The organism is Flavobacterium sp. T50_26, assembly GCF_057652995.1.
Genome location: NZ_JBYFCC010000003.1, coordinates 120,931 through 137,799, shown reverse-complemented (window position 1 = coordinate 137,799; position 16,869 = coordinate 120,931). Strand labels below are relative to the sequence as shown.

Below are 16,869 nucleotides of genomic sequence, written 5' to 3'. Positions count from 1 at the left end.
ATTGATATTTTTTAGATTTACATTAAAATTTTATTTTCTGCTGTTATTGGCGAAGGAAGATTTTCTTCATCTAACATATCTCTTAAATCGATTTCAATTGTTCGACTCAATGCAGTAATTGGAACATCGTTTGCACTTCCTTCAAATGGATTTTCGGTACTTTCGCCTACTTTTTCCATCGATACAAAAACCCACGAAACCACTATGCTAAAAGGAATAGTTAACCACACATAATGCTCTCCCAATTTTTGAAATTCGTTTAACATTCCAAAAGGTAACAAAATGACAAACAACCAAATAAAGAATAAATTGATACTGGCAAATTGCCGAGGATAAGGAAAGTTTTTAATTCGTTCGCATTTTCCTTGTTGGTCATATAAATCGGCTAAGCGTTTTTCCATTTCAACATATTGAAAATTTTCGATTTTTCCTTGTTGATATAATTCGGCTAATCGTTTAGATTGAAAGGCGATGAGCTGAGTGGCTCTGTTCTTTTTTGATAAGATGTACTTTTGTTCTTCTTCGGATAAATATTTTTTTAATTCTTCCTCCAACGGAATTGATTTTTCTAAAATAGTAAACAAACGGCTGTATTCAACGTTATAACTTTTGGTCATATTTTCCCAATTCCTGGGTTCTCTCAATTGATAACGCAAAGCAGTCAACCAAGCACAATGACGATAAATTAATTCCTGATGAATGGTTTTATCCGCTATAACAAAATCTTTCGTCATCATTCCCCAAGACCGACTTGAATTGACAATTGCTCCCCAAATTTGACGAGCTTCCCATAAACGATTATAGGTTTGCGTATTTTTAAAACCAATTATAAATGCTGCGGCTGTCCCGACTAATGCAATCGGAACCCACGGAATAGACATCCATTTGCATTCAAACACCTGAAAAAGTAGAGTAGGGATAATGGCTAAAAATAAGAGAACATAAATGTCTCTTCTGGTCCAAAATAAAAATTCCTTGAGTGAGTATTGTCTTCCTGAGTGCATAAATTATTTTTAATTAACTAAGTACCGTTAAAAATAAAAAAAACTGTTTAAAAAACAGTTTTAAAATATACTTTATCCAAAAAATTACTCCGCCATTCGTTTTAATTTATTTTTATCTAAAATCACTATTTTTTTTCCGGTAATATTAATCAAACCTGTTTTGTTAAATTCAGAAAGTAATCGAATACAACTTTCAGTTGCCGTTCCAATCATTCCTGCTAATTCTTCTCTTGATAATTGAATGTGAAGTGAACCATCTTCATTTTTGCCAAAGGTGTCTTCTAAATAGAGCAAAGTTTCAGCTAAACGTTCTTTCACTGTTTTTTGAGCCATTGAAACCATATGATCATCTGCGTCTTTTAAATCGCCACAAATAGTTTTCATCATATTCATCGAAAACTGGTTGTTATTGTTGAAAAACCCTAGTACTTCCGATTTAGGAATAAAACAAACCTCCATATCTTCCAAAGCTACGGCACTCAAATTCGCAGGCTCATCGCTAATCATCGAACGTTGACCCAAAAGTTCACCGGGTTTAACCAATTTTACAATTTGATCTTTTCCGTTGGCACTTAACTTAGATAGTTTACAAACACCATCTTTAATGCAGTATATACCATTAACAGATTCACCTTCTTCAAAAATAGGTTCACCTTTTTTTATGGTGTAAGATGTTTTACAATTAGCCATTTTTAATAGCTCATCTTTGTTTAGGGCTTTTAATGAACTGAATTCCCTCACAATACATTGTTCACATTTGCTCATTACTATTTAGATTTATTGGTATTTACAAAGATAATTAAAGTATGACAAATATCATATTTTAATTTTCATCCTTTTGCAACCTTTGTTACAGGTAAAATGAGCAAATTATGAACACTGGAAATTGTTTCCATTGTGGTTTAGAAATCAACAAAAAAGAAGAGATTATTTATGATGAAAAAAGTTTCTGTTGTAACGGTTGTAAGACGGTTTATGAAATTTTTAGTCAAAATGATTTATCATGTTATTATGATTTTCAAGCATCTCCGGGTGCAACACCACTTGACATTAAAGGCAAATATGATTTTTTAGACAATGAAGATATTGTTTCAAAACTTCTCGAATTCCAAGAGGATGCAACACACATTGTTTCACTCTATATTCCTCATATACACTGTAGTTCGTGTATTTGGATTTTGGAAAATCTACAGAAACTTCAGCAGGGAATAAACACTTCTCAAGTAAATTTTCCGGAGAAAAGAGTTAGAATTACATTCAATCCCGAAGAAACTTCATTAAAAAAAATCGTTGAACTTCTCTGTTCCATTGGTTATGAACCGTACATCAGTTTAGACAATTTTGATGAAGGTAAAAAAGTCATCGACCGAAGTTTGATTTATAAAATTGGCGTTGCTTTTTTCTGTTTTGGAAACATTATGTTGCTCTCTTTTCCGGAATATTTTGAAGTAGAAGAATATTGGATAAATGAATACCGAGGATTTTTCCGTTGGTTGATATTTGCCATTTCGCTTCCTGCCTTTTTTTATTCGGCAAGCGGATACTATGTTTCGGCATACAAAAGCATCAAATCGGGAATGCTCAACATCGATATTCCGATTGCTTTGGGGATTGTGGTGATGTTTATCCGAAGCACAGTTGACATCGTTTTTGATTACGGTCAAGGTTTTTTTGATAGCATGACCGGACTGATTTTCTTTATGCTTTTAGGAAAATTATTTCAAAAGAAAACCTATGATTTTTTATCTTTTGAACGTGATTATAAATCCTATTTTCCTATTGCAATAACAAAGATTTTAGCAGATGGTTCCGAAACTTCTGTTCAAGTATATGATATTCAAAAAGGTGATCGACTTTTAATTAGAAACCAAGAATTGATTCCGGTTGACGGCATTTTAATTTCCGAAAAAGCATCTATTGATTACAGTTTTGTAACCGGAGAAGCAGTTGCCATTGAAAAAAAATCAGGCGACAAAATTTTCGCGGGTGGAAAACAAGTTGGCAAAGTCATAGAAATGGAAGTGCTTTTTTCAGTTTCTCAAAGTTATCTCACGCAATTGTGGAGCAATGATGTTTTTCAGAAGAAAATCGACATTAAACACAAAACTATAACTGATAAAATCAGTCGTTATTTCACACCAGCTTTGCTTGGTTTAGCAGTTGTTTCCTTTATGTATTGGATTTTTATCGATACCAACACGGCCTTTAATGTTTTTACAGCCATTTTAATTGTGGCTTGTCCGTGTGCATTGGCATTAACCGCTCCTTTTACGTTGGGAAATGTGTTGCGAATTTTAGGTAAGCGGAAATTTTACCTAAAAAATGCCATCGTAATTGAACAATTAGCCAAAGTAGATAGCATTGTTTTTGATAAAACAGGAACAATTACAACCAATAAAAAAACGTCTATCACGTATGAAGGAACTCCTTTAACTGATTTTGATTTAAAGTTATTAAATAATGCATTAAGAGGTTCGAATCATCCTTTAAGCAGACGATTGTATGAATTTATTCCCAAACAAATTAAACTTACTCCTACACATTTTGAAGAAATAATTGGTAAAGGAATCAATGCAAAATTTGAAGAAGGAACTATAAAATTAGGCTCTTCGCAATTCTTGCAACACATGAGTGAAAACACGCATAAGAAGACCAAAGTACATGTAGAAATCAATGGTGTTTATAAAGGAAGTTATGTGTTTAATAATCAATATCGTGAAGGTTTAGAGCAGTTATTTCTTCACTTATCAAAAAAGTATAACCTAATTATTTTATCCGGTGATAATGATGGTGAACGAAAAATATTAGAGAAAATGCTTCCATCCACTACAAAATTGGTTTTTAATCAAAAACCGGAACAAAAACTGGAATACATTGAAGAACTTCAAAAACAAGGTAAAAATGTTATGATGATTGGCGATGGTTTAAATGATGCCGGAGCATTGGCACAAAGTAACATCGGGATTTCTATTTCCGAAAATGTTAATGTTTTTTCGCCCGCTTGTGACGGAATTTTGGATGCTTCTCAATTTCAAAAAATTGGCTTTTTTATGAACTATTCCAAAAATGCCATGAAAACAATTTATATGAGTTTTGCACTTTCTTTAGCCTATAATGTTGTTGGATTGACTTATGCCGTTTCTGGTAATTTATCGCCTTTAGTGGCAGCGATTATTATGCCATTGAGCACCATTACTATAGTAAGTTTTGTGACGATTATGACAAATTTTTATGCACGGAACTCGCAACCCTTAACCCGCAACTTTCAACCCACAACAAAAAATAATACTGCATGACAATTATCATATTTTATAAAATCGAGTAAGTCTAATTTTGTTAACATAAATTTAAGGTATGGGCGTCATTTACATTTTAATCACTATCAGCATTATTGTAGCTATTTTTTTTCTGTATGCATTTATAAGAGCAGTAAAAAAAGGGCAGTATGATGATGATTACACTCCATCAGTCAGAATGCTTTTTGACGATGAACTCAAAATCTCAACAAACAAAAAACCAATACAAACAATTAAAGAAAAACAAGTATAATTATGGAGATGCAACAATTTTATTACGACAACAAAATTGTAAAGAAGTTCCTCTACGCCTGTATCGTCTTTGGTGTAGTCGGAATGTTAGTAGGCCTCATCTTGGCCATCATGTTTTTATTTCCCAATTTAACCGATGGAATCTCGTTCCTAAGTTTTGGTAGATTAAGACCTTTACATACCAACGCAGTAATCTTTGCCTTCGTTGGAAACGCCATTTTTGCCGGAGTATATTATTCAATGCAACGATTGCTAAAAACCAGAATGTACAGTGATTTATTGAGTAATATCAACTTTTGGGGATGGCAATTAATCATTGTTGCGGCTGCAATTACGTTACCATTAGGGTATTCAACTTCTAAAGAATATGCCGAATTAGAATGGCCAATTGATATTGCCATTGCTTTAATTTGGGTGGTATTTGGTATTAATATGATTATGACAATTCTAAAACGTAGAGAACGTCATATTTATGTAGCAATTTGGTTTTATATCGCCACATTTGTAACTGTTGCAATTCTTCATATTTTTAATAGTTTAGAATTACCGGTTTCTGGTTTAAAAAGTTATTCGGTTTATGCCGGAGTTCAAGATGCGTTAGTACAATGGTGGTACGGACACAATGCCGTTGCCTTCTTCTTAACAACACCATTCTTAGGTTTGATGTATTACTTTGTTCCTAAAGTGGCTAATCGTCCTGTTTATTCCTATCGATTATCTATCATTCACTTTTGGTCGTTAATTTTTATATATATCTGGGCCGGACCTCACCATTTATTATACACAGCTTTACCGGATTGGGCTCAAAACTTAGGAGTTGTTTTCTCTGTGATGTTAATTGCTCCATCTTGGGGTGGTATGATTAACGGACTTCTTACGTTAAGAGGTGTTTGGGATAAAGTTAGAACAGACGCAGTGTTAAAGTTCTTCGTTGTTGCAATTACAGGTTATGGTATGGCAACGTTTGAAGGTCCAATGCTTTCGCTTAAAAACGTTAACGCTATTGCTCACTTTACCGATTGGATTATTGCCCACGTACACGTTGGAGCATTAGCTTGGAACGGATTTATGACTTTTGGTATGATTTATTGGTTAATTCCACGAATGACCAAAACCAAATTATATTCTGAAAAATTAGCCAATTTCCATTTCTGGATTGGAACATTAGGAATCATTTTATATGCTTTACCATTATATGTTGCCGGATTTACCCAAGCTTCTATGTGGAAACAATTCAATCCAGACGGAACTTTAGTATATGGTAATTTCCTTGAAACAGTTACGCAAATCATGCCAATGTATTGGATGCGTGCCATCGGAGGAACTTTATATGTTGCAGGTTTACTAGTTTTAGTATATAACGTAATCAAAACAGTTGCTGCTGGTTCAAAAGTAGAAGATGAATTAGCCGAAGCACCAGCCTTAGCCGTGATTTCTTCAAAAAGAATGAAAGGTGAAAAATGGCACTCTTGGCTAGAAAGAAGACCAATCCAATTTACAGTTTTATCGCTGGTAGCTATTTTAATTGGAGGTATAATTCAAATTATTCCAACTATAGTAGTGAAATCTAATATTCCAACTATTGCTTCTGTAAAACCATATACACCAATGGAATTGGAAGGTCGTGATTTATATATCCGTGAAGGTTGTGTGGGCTGTCACTCGCAAATGATTCGTCCGTTCCGTTCAGAAGTAGAACGTTATGGTGAATATTCAAAAGGAGGAGAATATGTATATGATCACCCATTCTTATGGGGTTCTAAACGTACAGGTCCGGATTTACATAGAGTTGGAGCCAAATACAATGATAATTGGCACTTTAACCACATGTGGGATCCGCAAAGTACATCTCCGGGTTCAATTATGCCGGGCTACAAATGGTTGTATGACAATGATCCAATGGATTATTCATTAATTGAGAAAAAAATGGAAGCAATGGTAACCTTAGGTGTTCCTTATACAGAAGAGGATATTAAAAATGCCAGAAAATCCATTGATGAACAAGGTGCTTTAATCGAAAAAAATCTTCACGCCGATCCTGATTTTGTAAAATCGTATGAAGAAAGTAAAAAGAATGCAGCAACTCGTGGCGAAGAATTTGTTCCGATGAAAGACAGAGAAATTACGGCGTTAATTGCATATCTGCAACGTTTGGGAACTGATATTAAAGTAAAAGAAACTGTTCAAAATAAATAATCATGCTAAAGTTTATTAAACACCACATGGATACGATTGTAGGTATTGAAATATATCCTATCATCTCTTTAAGCATTTTCTTTACATTCTTTGTATTGCTTTTGGTTTGGGTATTTTCCTATAGTAAAGAAACAATCAATGAACTAGGTGACATACCTTTAAAAGAAGATAATTAGTTAACCCTTTATACGTTAAAAATGAAAAAATTAATTCCATCATACGTTAGAGTTCCGTTGATTTTTGCCCTTGTAATGGGTGCAATGGAATATTTTATAGACTCAGGAGACAAACCGGCTTTTATCGAATACCCAATGGTTGCCTTATTTTTAGGAGTTTTCCTTTTCTTATTAGTCGCCATCGAAATTGTAGTAAGTGCTGTGGATAAAGTAACCTACCACATGCTCTCTGAAGAACAGAAAAAACAATTGGAGGAAGCACAATCATTGCCTTTTACAGAAAGTGCTTTTTATCAAAGTTTGTCAAAAAAATTAACTCGTTCTAAAGAAATCGAAGAAGAACATGATATAATGTTAGACCACGATTATGACGGTATTAAAGAATTAGATAATGTACTACCTCCTTGGTGGGTGAATTTGTTCTATTTAACTATCATTTTTGCTTTTGTTTATTTGGTGCGATTCCACATTTACAATGATTATGACCAAGCTACGGAATTTGAAACCGAAATGGCTATCGCAAAAGCTGAGGTTGAAAAATATAAATTAACAGCTCCTGATTTAATGGATAAAGATAAAGTTACTTTATTAACAGATGCAACTGCTCTAGCTGAAGGTAAAAAACTATTTGAAACAAGTTGTGTTGCTTGCCATAAAGCAGATGGAGGAGGTTCTATCGGACCAAATCTTACAGATGAACATTGGATTTTAGGCGGAGGTATTAAAAACGTATTCAATACATTAATGGAAGGTGGTCGCGAAGGAAAAGGTATGGTGTCGTGGAAAGCTACCATAAAACCATCTGATCTGCAAAAAGTAGCCAGTTACGTTTTATCTCTTCAAGGAACAAATCCACCGGATGCAAAACCTGCCGAAGGAGATATTTGGGTTGATGAAAATGCACCAAAAACAGAAACAAGTAAAGATTCTACTGTTACAGATTCTACCAAAACAGTGGCAGAAGTTGCCATAAAATAAAAAATACAAATCCCGTATCAAAGCGGGATTTGTAAATTAAAAACAAAAGCATGAACAAGTTACCCGAAGAAAGTTTTAGAGACACGATCGGAACCATCAATAAAGAAGGTAAAAGAGCTTTTATTTTTCCTAAAAAGCCAAAAGGTCCTTTTTATGATAAGAGAAAACTACTAAGTTATTTTTTATTAGTTTTCTTAATATCTGCACCTTTTATTAAAATAAATGGGCATCAGTTCTTGATGTTCAATGTATTAGAAAGAAGGTTTAATATTTTTAGTTTTCCATTTTGGCCTCAGGATTTTCACCTTTTTGTAGTTTCAATGATAATTGGGGTAGTGGGATTAGCTCTGTTTACAGTTGCTTTTGGAAGAATTTTTTGCGGATGGTTTTGCCCACAAACTATTTTTATGGAAATGGTTTTTCGCCGAATCGAATATTGGATTGATGGCGATAGAGGTGCACAAATTCGTTTACAAAAACAAGAATGGAACGCAGAAAAAATTAGAAAGAGAATTACAAAATGGATTATCTTTTTTATATTTTCTTTCCTCATCGCCAATGTTTTTTTAGCCTATTTGGTGAGTAGTGATCGATTATTATTAATGATAAAAGAAGGCCCGGCTTTACACACCAGTACACTTATTGCCTTATTGATTTTTACAGCTGTATTTTATTTCATTTTTGCATGGTTTAGAGAACAAGTCTGCATTATTGCTTGTCCCTACGGAAGAATGCAAGGGGTTTTATTAGACAATAAATCAATCAATGTTGCTTATGATTATGTGCGAGGTGAAAAAGAATTAGGAAGAGCCAAATTCAATAAACAAGAAGACAGAGCATCAACCGGAAAAGGAGATTGTATCGATTGTAAATTATGTGTTAATGTCTGCCCAACAGGAATAGACATTCGTAACGGAACACAATTAGAATGCATCAATTGCACAGCGTGCATCGACGAATGCGACACCATCATGGAAAGCGTTGGTTTACCAAAAGGCTTAATTCGATACGCCAGCGAAAACGAAATTGTAAAAAAAGAAAAATTCGTTTTTACCACAAGAATGAAAGGCTATGCCGCAGTTTTAGTAATTTTAATTGGTGTTTTAATCGGAATGCTTTTTTTACGAAATGATGTGGAAGCAACGGTTCTAAGATTACCAGGACAACTTTTCCAACACAAAGGAGAAAATATTAGCAACGTTTACACCTATAAAATCGTCAATAAAACAACAAAACAATTTGAAGAAGTTACGTTTAAACTAATAGAACCTAAAGGTAAAATTATTTTAGTTGGAAAACCAAAAGTAAAAGTAAAACCGGACGGAATTGCAAAAGGAACATTGTTCATAGAAATAAATCCTGCCTATTTGGAAGGTGATAAAATAAAAATAAAAATCGAAGTCTACGATGGTGAAAACTTAATAGAAACCACCACAACAAACTTCATGGGGCCAAGAAGCTTCAATTAATCTTCTTGCTTTAGCTAACTTTCATCGGACTTCAGTCCGATGCTAAAAAAACAAAAATTATGAAAATAAATTGGGGAACAGGAATCGTAATTGCATTTGCATTGTTTATGACATTCATATTATACTTTGTTTTCAAAGTGCAATCAGACAGTAAATACGACAATGAATTAGTTGTAGAAGAATATTATAAACAAGAACTCGTTTTTGAAAAACGAATGGAAAAAGAGCAAAACGACAAAAACTTAGCTCTTCCGGTTGAGGTTATCGCTCAAGAAGACGGTTTAAAAATCGTTTTCCCAACAGATATAGATGCTACAAAAATCAAAGGAAAAGTGTCCCTTTACCGACCGTCTAACCAGAAACTGGATTTTGAAGTTCCAATTTCACTTTCCGGTTCACATTTGCTCATACCTAAAAACAATTTGGTGGGCGGTCGCTGGGACATTTCTATTGATTGGACCTATGAAGGAAAAGAAATTTTAACCAAAAAAACAATTTATTTATAGACAGTTGTCAGTTATCCGTTGTCCGTTATCAGACAACCGACAACAGATAACCGACAACAGATAACCGATAACCGATAACAGACAACAGACAACGGATAAGAAGCGGATAGCTCGGGCATTTTCAGCCATCCCTATTCCCGCTTTCCGTTCCAATTTTTTGTTCACGAGCAAAGCTCGCCAACAAAAAGATTTCCACTGCAATCGGGGCTAAAAAGGAAACAAATCGCCTACCTGGAAAGAAAACCGCAAAACCAACAACAGAAAACAGACAACCGACAACAGACATGCTTTACACCGCACTCATATTTGGTTTACTCTCCAGCTTCCATTGCATCGGAATGTGCGGCCCAATTGCCATGATGATTCCGGTTGATCGAAACAATGCCGCCAAACGAGTTTTTCAACTTTTTCTCTATCATTTGGGCAGATTAACCGCGTACGGAATGCTAGGCCTGTTTTTTGGAATTTTAGGAAAAGGACTTTTCCTTGCCGGATTTCAACAACAATTATCCATTTTGGTTGGTGTTTTAATGATTCTTTTTGTCATTATTCCCGAAAAAAAAATGGCTCAATACAACTTTTCTAAACCAGTTTACAGAATAATTTCAAAAGTAAAAAGTCATCTGGGAGCTCAATTCAAAAAGAAAACATTTGATGCCTTATTTACCATCGGTTTATTAAACGGATTTTTACCATGCGGAATGGTGTATGCCGCACTTTTTGGAGCTATTGCTATGCAAAATGAATGGATCGGAGCATCCTATATGATTCTTTTCGGAATAGGAACAATTCCAATGATGAGTGCCGTGGTACTTATTTCAAATTTCATAACAGTACCGGTTCGAAACAAAATTCAAAAATTCATTCCAATAATGGTAATCATCATTGGCGGATTATTCATCATCCGTGGAATGGGATTAGACATACCCTATATTTCACCAAAAACAACAAATTTAATCGTTCAGGCAAATCCGGATTGCCATTAATAATTTTTTTAGTTTTCCAATTTTTTTTTAGCGGACAATAACTCAAAAAGTTGTCCGCTTTTTTGTGCTTATAACTGATTTTAATCATGTTTTTTATCTTTAATAAATCCGAAATTTATAGTATTAATTATAAAAAGTTAGGATATGTTACAGTTTGACAGCAAGCACGTAAAAAATGTGGTTTTACTCGGGCATACCGGAAGCGGTAAGACCACCTTGGCAGAAACCATGTTATTTGAATCAGGTATAATTAATCGCCGTGGTACCGTGGAAGATCAAAATACCATTGCCGATTATACCGATATTGAACATGAAAAAGGAAAAACACTTTTTTCAAAATTACTTAATTCTAAATGGAAAGGCTATAAAATTAATATTCTAGACACTCCCGGTTATGATGATTTATCAGGCGATATTATCTCTTCTATGCGAGTGGCAGAATGCGGATTAATGCTTCTTAATGCTCGAATGGGCGTAGAAGTTGGAACCGATATTATTTGGCAGTATACCAATGAATTCAAGTTACCTACCATTTTTGCCGTGAACCAATTGGATCATGAAAAAGCCGATTTCGATAAAACAGTAGCCGAAGCTAAAGCTCATTTTGGCAATCAAATTGTAATCGTTCAATATCCGGTAAATCAAGGGCCAAATTTTAATGCTGTGATCGATGTGCTCAACATGGTCATGTATCAATATCCCCCAGAAGGTGGAAAACCGGAAAAATTACCAATTCCAAATTCAGAAAAAGAAAAAGCCATTCAGTTACACAAAGAATTAATTGAAACCATTGCCACCAATGACGAACAATTGATGGAAAACTATTTTGAAAAAGGTGAATTAAATGAAGACGAAATGAAATTAGGTTTGCATCATTCACTCATAAACCATGAAATTTTTCCTGTTTTTTGTATTTCAGCCAAGCAAAATATGGGCGGTGGTCGATTAATGGGATTTATCGATAATGTTTGCCCATCAGCTTATGAAATGCCACCTCGATTAACCATTGATAACCGTGAAATAGAATGTTCCGATAAAGGAAAAACAGCCATTTTTATTTATAAAACAATTGCAGAACCACATGTGGGCGAATTGAGTTTCTTTAAAGTTCTTTCCGGAACTGTAAAAGTTGGCGACGAATTGACTAACGAAGAAACCGGTCAAGTGGAAAAAATCATGCAGTTGTTTGAAATGGAAGGAAACAAAAGAATTGCTGTAGATGAATTAACTGCCGGCGATATTGGGGCGACTTTAAAACTAAAAAATACACATACCAACAACACACTTCACGAAAAAGGATTTCCTATTGCTATTAAACCAATCGAATTTCCAACACCAACATTTACTATCGCTGTAGAAGGAACTAAAAAAGGCGAAGAAGAAAAATTATCATCTGCTTTACATCAACTAGTAGAAGAAGATCCAAGTATACAAGTAGAAGTTTCTGCCGAATTAAAACAAACACTTTTGCATTGTCAAGGAGAACTTCATTTGGCTGTTATCAAATGGAAATTAGAAAACACCTATAAATTATCTGTCAATTTTCAAAAACCAAAAGTGGCGTATCGCGAAACAATTCAAACCGAAGCAGACACAACCTACCGTCATAAAAAACAATCCGGTGGAGCAGGGCAGTTTGGTGAAATTTCTATGAAAATTTATCCGTTTACAGAAGATACTCCGGATCCAAAAGGCTATTCCATCCGTGGAAAAGAAGAAATCGAGTTGCCTTGGGGTGGAAAATTAGTTTATTATAATTGTATTGTTGGTGGAGCTATTGACGCACGTTTTCATCCTTCCATTCTTAAAGGAATTATGGAAAAAATGCAGGAAGGACCACTCACCGGTTCACACGTGCAAGATGTTTGTGTTGTTGTTTACGATGGAAAAATGCACGCAGTAGACAGTAACGACCTTTCCTTTAAAATTGCAGGAATGATGGCTTTTAAAGAAAATTTTGTAAATGCAAATCCGCAATTGTTAGAACCAATTTATACCACAATTATTACAGCTCCGGATGAAATAACCGGTTCTGTGATGAGTTCTATTCAATCGCATCGCTCTATGGTAGAAGGAATGGATTCAGAAGGACATTTTACCAAAATTAAAGCGTTAATTCCAATTGCAGAAATGCATGAATTTTCGGCCTCTGTTCGTTCGCTGTCACAAGGAAGAGCTAAAATTGCGATGCAGTTTTCGCATTATGATAAAGTGCCTTATGAAATTCAAAACGAACTGATTAAGTCATTCAAAAAAGAATTACAAGAAGTGTAAATTCAAAACAAGCAACCAAAAGTAAAGCCCGATGAAAATCGGGCTTTTTAAATGTAAAATCTAGTAATATTTTTCTAAACCGTCATCGAAAACAACTTTGTTTCCGGCTTGTTTCGGTTCATCCGTAAATCAAAAGCCATGCAAATATTTCGAATGTAAGGCTTTCCTTTTTCGGTTACAGATAATGAATGATTGGTGATGATGATTAATCCATCCTGTTCCATTTCACTAAGGCTTTCTAGTACTTGATTGATTTCAGAAAAATAAAAACCATATTCATGCCAAGAAGTATGCAATTGACACATAATATTCAAAATGTGTTTGCGAATAATCAAATCTTCATCGGTTAAAAGATGACCTCTAAAAACAGGTAATTCATTTTTTTCCAAACAGGCATAATATTCTTCTAATGTTTTTACGTTTTGAGCAAAACTATACCAACTATCACTAATGGATGAAACGCCTAAACCAATCATAACTTGTGTTTTAGATGAGGTATAACCCATGAAATTTCGATGCAATTTTCGTTCTTGAAACGAATGATATAAACTGTCTGTTTCCAATGCAAAATGATCCATTCCGATTTCATGATAGCCGTTTTCAGAAAGACGTTTTTTTCCTAATTCATACAACATTCTTTTTTCTTCATCTTTTGGTAAATCTTCATCTTTAAAGCCCCGTTGGCCGTTTCCTTTAATCCACGGAACATGAGCATAACTGTAAAAAGCCAATCGATCCGGTTGAAGTGAATTGGTTTTATCAATTGTATCAATCACATCTTCAACGGTTTGAAATGGTAATCCGAAAATTAAATCATGACCAACCGAAGTATAACCAATTTCTCTTGCCCAAAACGTCACTTTGGCCACATCATGAAATGTTTGAATACGATGAATCGCTTTTTGCACGGTTTCAGAATAATCTTGAACGCCAAAACTAACTCTGCGAAAGCCTAAATCAAATAATTTTTGAAGATGTGTTCGTGTGGTATTGTTAGGATGACCTTCAAAACTAAATTCGTGTTTCGGGTGTTTTAGTGCATTTTCAAATAAACCGTTTATTAATCGTTCTAAATTTTCGGGTGAAAAGAAGGTCGGGGTGCCACCACCTAAGTGAATTTCTCTGATAACTGGTTTTTTTGGTAATAATTCGCAATACAATTGCCATTCTTTTAAAACAGCTTCAATATAAGGATGTTCCACATCATGTCGTTTAGTGATGCGTTTATTGCACCCACAAAACGTACACAAACTTTCACAAAAAGGCAAATGAATATACAAACTAATTCCTTCGGAAGTGTTGCTTTGCACAAATGATTGTTGAAGGGTTTCTTTCCATTCGGCTACCGAAAAACCATCTTCATCCCAATAAGGAACTGTCGGATAACTGGTGTATCGCGGACCGGGAACATTATATTTTTGAATCAATGACATCTTTTTTATCGCTTTTTTAAAACAGTAAAAAGTTAAGAATCAATGAGAACATTTCATCCTAACTTCTCACTATCGAAGTAAAACATTAGTCAAAGGTATTGGTGTTCCTTTAAAAAAAAAATGATAATTGTCATACAGCTTTTTTCTATCTATAGAGAAGAGTTTACTTTTAGAAAAACTAAGTACAATTTCAAATCCAACGTATCACCGAATAGATTGATATAAAAAATTCACTGAAAACGATTTCGTAGGAAAAATTTCTTTCCTATATTTGAACTCCTATGCAACCAGTAAAAATAATTGAATGTCCACGCGATGCCATGCAAGGCATTAAAACGTTTATTCCTACGGAAAGAAAGGTTACCTATTTGCAATCGCTTTTGCGGGTTGGCTTTGATACATTGGACTTTGGGAGTTTTGTTTCGCCAAAAGCCATTCCGCAAATGGTTGATACAGCTGAGGTTTTAGCACGATTGGATTTATCGCAAACCCGAAGCAAACTGTTGGCTATTATTGCCAATACAAGAGGAGCGGAATTGGCTTCGGAACACAAAGCAATTCAGTATTTAGGTTTTCCTTTTTCTATTTCAGAGAATTTTCAAATGCGAAATACGCATAAAACTATTGCGGAATCAATTATAACATTAAACGAAATTTTAGAAATAGCCGACAAATCCAATAAAGAAGTGGTGGCTTATTTATCAATGGGTTTCGGAAATCCATACGGTGATCCGTGGAACGTGGAAATAGTAGGAGAGTGGACAGAAAAAATGGCAGGAATGGGGGTAAAAATTTTATCGCTTTCAGACACGGTAGGAAGTTCTACACCGGAAGTAATAGATTATTTGTTTTCCAATCTCATCACAAAATATCCCGAAATTGAGTTTGGAGCTCATTTGCACACAACTCCAGATAAATGGTTTGAAAAAGTGGATGCTGCCTACAAAGCAGGTTGCCGCCGTTTTGACGGAGCTATTCAAGGATTTGGCGGTTGCCCAATGGCGAAAGACGATTTGACCGGAAATATGCCTACGGAGAAATTATTATCTTATTTTACTACCCAAAAAGAAAATACTAACACCAGTCCGATGAGTTTTGAAAGTGCTTATAATGAAGCAACTAAGGTGTTTGGGGAGTTTCATTAAATTTACGGGTTGCGAGTTACGGGTTTCGTGTTTCACACCCTAACTCGCAACCCGTAACTTGCAACTATTCTATCCGAATCTCAAACATTTTATCCCAATTTTTACCCGTTACAAAAAGTGTTTTGGTTTTTGGGTTATAAGCAATTCCGTTTAACACATCAATATCAGGATGTTGGGTAACCAATTTCTTTAAATCACCCAAATAAATCACTGATTCTACCGCTCCATTTTTAGGATTAATGATTGCTACAGCATCTTTTTGATAGATGTTTCCATAGATTTTTCCATCGATCCATTCTAATTCGTTTACCGATTTGATTTTATTGGCACCGGAATACACGTTGATGTTTCCTTCAATTTGAAGGGTTTCCGGATTTAAGAAGTATATTTTCTCTGTACCGTCTGATTGATAAAGCATTTTTCCGTCGTTGCATAATCCCCAACCTTGAATTCGTTTGGAATAATTGAAACGTTTGATTTCTTTAAAAGTATCTGCATCATAAATAAAACCAACCAAATTTTGCCACGTTAATTGGTACACTTTATTATTTAAAATTGTTATGCCTTCTCCAAAGATTTCTTCCGGATGTTCTACTTTTTTATAGACTTCTCCGGTTTTGTAATTGGTTTTACGTAAGCTTGAAACGCCTTTTAAACCGGTAGTATTTCCAGCTCCGTTTCCTGTCCCTTCGTACAATGTGTCACGGTGAAATTCCAGTCCTTGTGTGTAGGCTTTGATGTCATGCGGATAGGTGTTTACTAAGGTATATTTGAGCAACTTAGGTTCAATTTTAGAAATGAGTTCAATGCGGTAGGTTGCTTCGGCATAGTCATTTTCATAATAAACCAAGGCTTTCAAATTTTGATAACCTAACTTTTCATCGGATAACGGAAATTCAATGTTATTTGCACCGTCAACAGAACCTATTTTTTTATCGTTAGCAAAGTAAACAATGCTATCAATTGATTTGTTTTTTGTGTTGGAAATTGTCAAAACAGCTTTTTCATCAGTTGAAAATTGTGCTTTTGATTGGGTTGTATTCAACAAAAATAAACCTGATTTATCTTTTTTAGAGTCCTCACAGCTTGAAAAAAGAACGGCTAATAAAATGAATGAGAATAAGTTATAGTTTTTCATGAGAATTTCGTAATAA

General features: G+C 34.6%; 13 protein-coding genes. 9 read left to right on the top strand and 4 right to left on the bottom strand.

What is annotated here, in order from left to right; all coding sequences use genetic code 11:
* Positions 1-17: 17 nt before the first annotated feature.
* Together AC23MC_RS02800 and AC23MC_RS02795 are read right to left on the bottom strand one after the other, a co-directional pair.
* Positions 18-1,004 (bottom strand): bestrophin family protein, encoded by a 987-nt coding sequence (locus AC23MC_RS02800; protein ID WP_487566910.1) that lies wholly within the window; start codon positions 1,002-1,004, stop codon positions 18-20.
* Between the two features lie 84 nt (positions 1,005-1,088).
* Positions 1,089-1,769 carry a Crp/Fnr family transcriptional regulator gene (locus AC23MC_RS02795; RefSeq protein ID WP_487566909.1) on the bottom strand — a complete coding sequence of 227 codons (681 nt, stop codon included), beginning with the start codon at positions 1,767-1,769 and terminating at the stop codon, positions 1,089-1,091.
* Between the two features lie 107 nt (positions 1,770-1,876).
* On the opposite strand from AC23MC_RS02795, the gene AC23MC_RS02790 reads away from it, so the two are divergent.
* The 8 genes from AC23MC_RS02790 (at position 1,877) to AC23MC_RS02755 (ending at position 13,137) form a co-directional block, all read left to right on the top strand.
* Positions 1,877-4,300 carry a heavy metal translocating P-type ATPase gene (locus AC23MC_RS02790; RefSeq protein ID WP_487566908.1) on the top strand — a complete coding sequence of 808 codons (2,424 nt, stop codon included), beginning with the start codon at positions 1,877-1,879 and terminating at the stop codon, positions 4,298-4,300.
* A 58-nt stretch (positions 4,301-4,358) separates the two neighbouring features.
* Positions 4,359-4,553 carry a cbb3-type cytochrome oxidase assembly protein CcoS gene (ccoS, locus tag AC23MC_RS02785; protein ID WP_291093639.1) on the top strand — a complete coding sequence of 65 codons (195 nt, stop codon included), beginning with the start codon at positions 4,359-4,361 and terminating at the stop codon, positions 4,551-4,553.
* Between the two features lie 2 nt (positions 4,554-4,555).
* Positions 4,556-6,748, top strand: a complete 2,193-nt coding sequence (gene ccoN / locus AC23MC_RS02780; RefSeq protein WP_487566907.1) for a cytochrome-c oxidase, cbb3-type subunit I — start codon at positions 4,556-4,558, stop codon at positions 6,746-6,748.
* A gap of 197 nt (positions 6,749-6,945) precedes the next feature.
* Positions 6,946-7,902, top strand: coding sequence for a cbb3-type cytochrome c oxidase N-terminal domain-containing protein (locus AC23MC_RS02775; RefSeq protein WP_487566906.1), 957 nt, complete (start codon positions 6,946-6,948; stop codon positions 7,900-7,902).
* A 50-nt stretch (positions 7,903-7,952) separates the two neighbouring features.
* A complete protein-coding gene (ccoG, locus tag AC23MC_RS02770; protein ID WP_487566905.1) occupies positions 7,953-9,371 on the top strand; it encodes a cytochrome c oxidase accessory protein CcoG in 1,419 nt (472 codons plus the stop codon).
* Between the two features lie 59 nt (positions 9,372-9,430).
* On the top strand, positions 9,431-9,877 hold the full coding sequence (locus AC23MC_RS02765) for a FixH family protein (RefSeq protein WP_248433368.1): 447 nt from the start codon (positions 9,431-9,433) through the stop codon (positions 9,875-9,877).
* Positions 9,878-10,161: 284 nt separating this feature from the next.
* On the top strand, positions 10,162-10,863 hold the full coding sequence (locus tag AC23MC_RS02760) for a sulfite exporter TauE/SafE family protein (protein WP_487566904.1): 702 nt from the start codon (positions 10,162-10,164) through the stop codon (positions 10,861-10,863).
* 144 nt (positions 10,864-11,007) lie between these two features.
* On the top strand, positions 11,008-13,137 hold the full coding sequence (locus tag AC23MC_RS02755) for an elongation factor G (RefSeq protein ID WP_487566903.1): 2,130 nt from the start codon (positions 11,008-11,010) through the stop codon (positions 13,135-13,137).
* 74 nt (positions 13,138-13,211) lie between these two features.
* Here the strand turns inward: AC23MC_RS02755 and hemN are convergent, their stop codons facing one another.
* Entirely contained in the window at positions 13,212-14,570 is a 1,359-nt protein-coding gene (gene hemN / locus AC23MC_RS02750) for an oxygen-independent coproporphyrinogen III oxidase (protein WP_487566902.1), read from the bottom strand.
* A gap of 281 nt (positions 14,571-14,851) precedes the next feature.
* On the opposite strand from hemN, the gene AC23MC_RS02745 reads away from it, so the two are divergent.
* Positions 14,852-15,715 (top strand): hydroxymethylglutaryl-CoA lyase, encoded by an 864-nt coding sequence (locus AC23MC_RS02745; RefSeq protein ID WP_487566901.1) that lies wholly within the window; start codon positions 14,852-14,854, stop codon positions 15,713-15,715.
* Between the two features lie 64 nt (positions 15,716-15,779).
* On the opposite strand, the gene AC23MC_RS02740 is transcribed toward AC23MC_RS02745, so the two are convergent.
* Positions 15,780-16,853: a glutaminyl-peptide cyclotransferase gene (locus tag AC23MC_RS02740; RefSeq protein WP_487566900.1), complete on the bottom strand. Its 1,074-nt coding sequence runs from the start codon at positions 16,851-16,853 to the stop codon at positions 15,780-15,782.
* Positions 16,854-16,869 lie beyond the last annotated feature (16 nt).

What these genes read in the sequence shown, in the direction of transcription:
- AC23MC_RS02800 (WP_487566910.1), bottom strand. Translation starts at nt 1,004, where the DNA reads ATGCACTCAGGAAGACAATACTCACTCAAGGAATTTTTATTTTGGACC.
- AC23MC_RS02795 (WP_487566909.1), bottom strand. Translation starts at nt 1,769, where the DNA reads ATGAGCAAATGTGAACAATGTATTGTGAGGGAATTCAGTTCATTAAAA.
- AC23MC_RS02790 (WP_487566908.1), top strand. Translation starts at nt 1,877, where the DNA reads ATGAACACTGGAAATTGTTTCCATTGTGGTTTAGAAATCAACAAAAAA.
- ccoS (WP_291093639.1), top strand. Translation starts at nt 4,359, where the DNA reads ATGGGCGTCATTTACATTTTAATCACTATCAGCATTATTGTAGCTATT.
- ccoN (WP_487566907.1), top strand. Translation starts at nt 4,556, where the DNA reads ATGGAGATGCAACAATTTTATTACGACAACAAAATTGTAAAGAAGTTC.
- AC23MC_RS02775 (WP_487566906.1), top strand. Translation starts at nt 6,946, where the DNA reads ATGAAAAAATTAATTCCATCATACGTTAGAGTTCCGTTGATTTTTGCC.
- ccoG (WP_487566905.1), top strand. Translation starts at nt 7,953, where the DNA reads ATGAACAAGTTACCCGAAGAAAGTTTTAGAGACACGATCGGAACCATC.
- AC23MC_RS02765 (WP_248433368.1), top strand. Translation starts at nt 9,431, where the DNA reads ATGAAAATAAATTGGGGAACAGGAATCGTAATTGCATTTGCATTGTTT.
- AC23MC_RS02760 (WP_487566904.1), top strand. Translation starts at nt 10,162, where the DNA reads ATGCTTTACACCGCACTCATATTTGGTTTACTCTCCAGCTTCCATTGC.
- AC23MC_RS02755 (WP_487566903.1), top strand. Translation starts at nt 11,008, where the DNA reads ATGTTACAGTTTGACAGCAAGCACGTAAAAAATGTGGTTTTACTCGGG.
- hemN (WP_487566902.1), bottom strand. Translation starts at nt 14,570, where the DNA reads ATGTCATTGATTCAAAAATATAATGTTCCCGGTCCGCGATACACCAGT.
- AC23MC_RS02745 (WP_487566901.1), top strand. Translation starts at nt 14,852, where the DNA reads ATGCAACCAGTAAAAATAATTGAATGTCCACGCGATGCCATGCAAGGC.
- AC23MC_RS02740 (WP_487566900.1), bottom strand. Translation starts at nt 16,853, where the DNA reads ATGAAAAACTATAACTTATTCTCATTCATTTTATTAGCCGTTCTTTTT.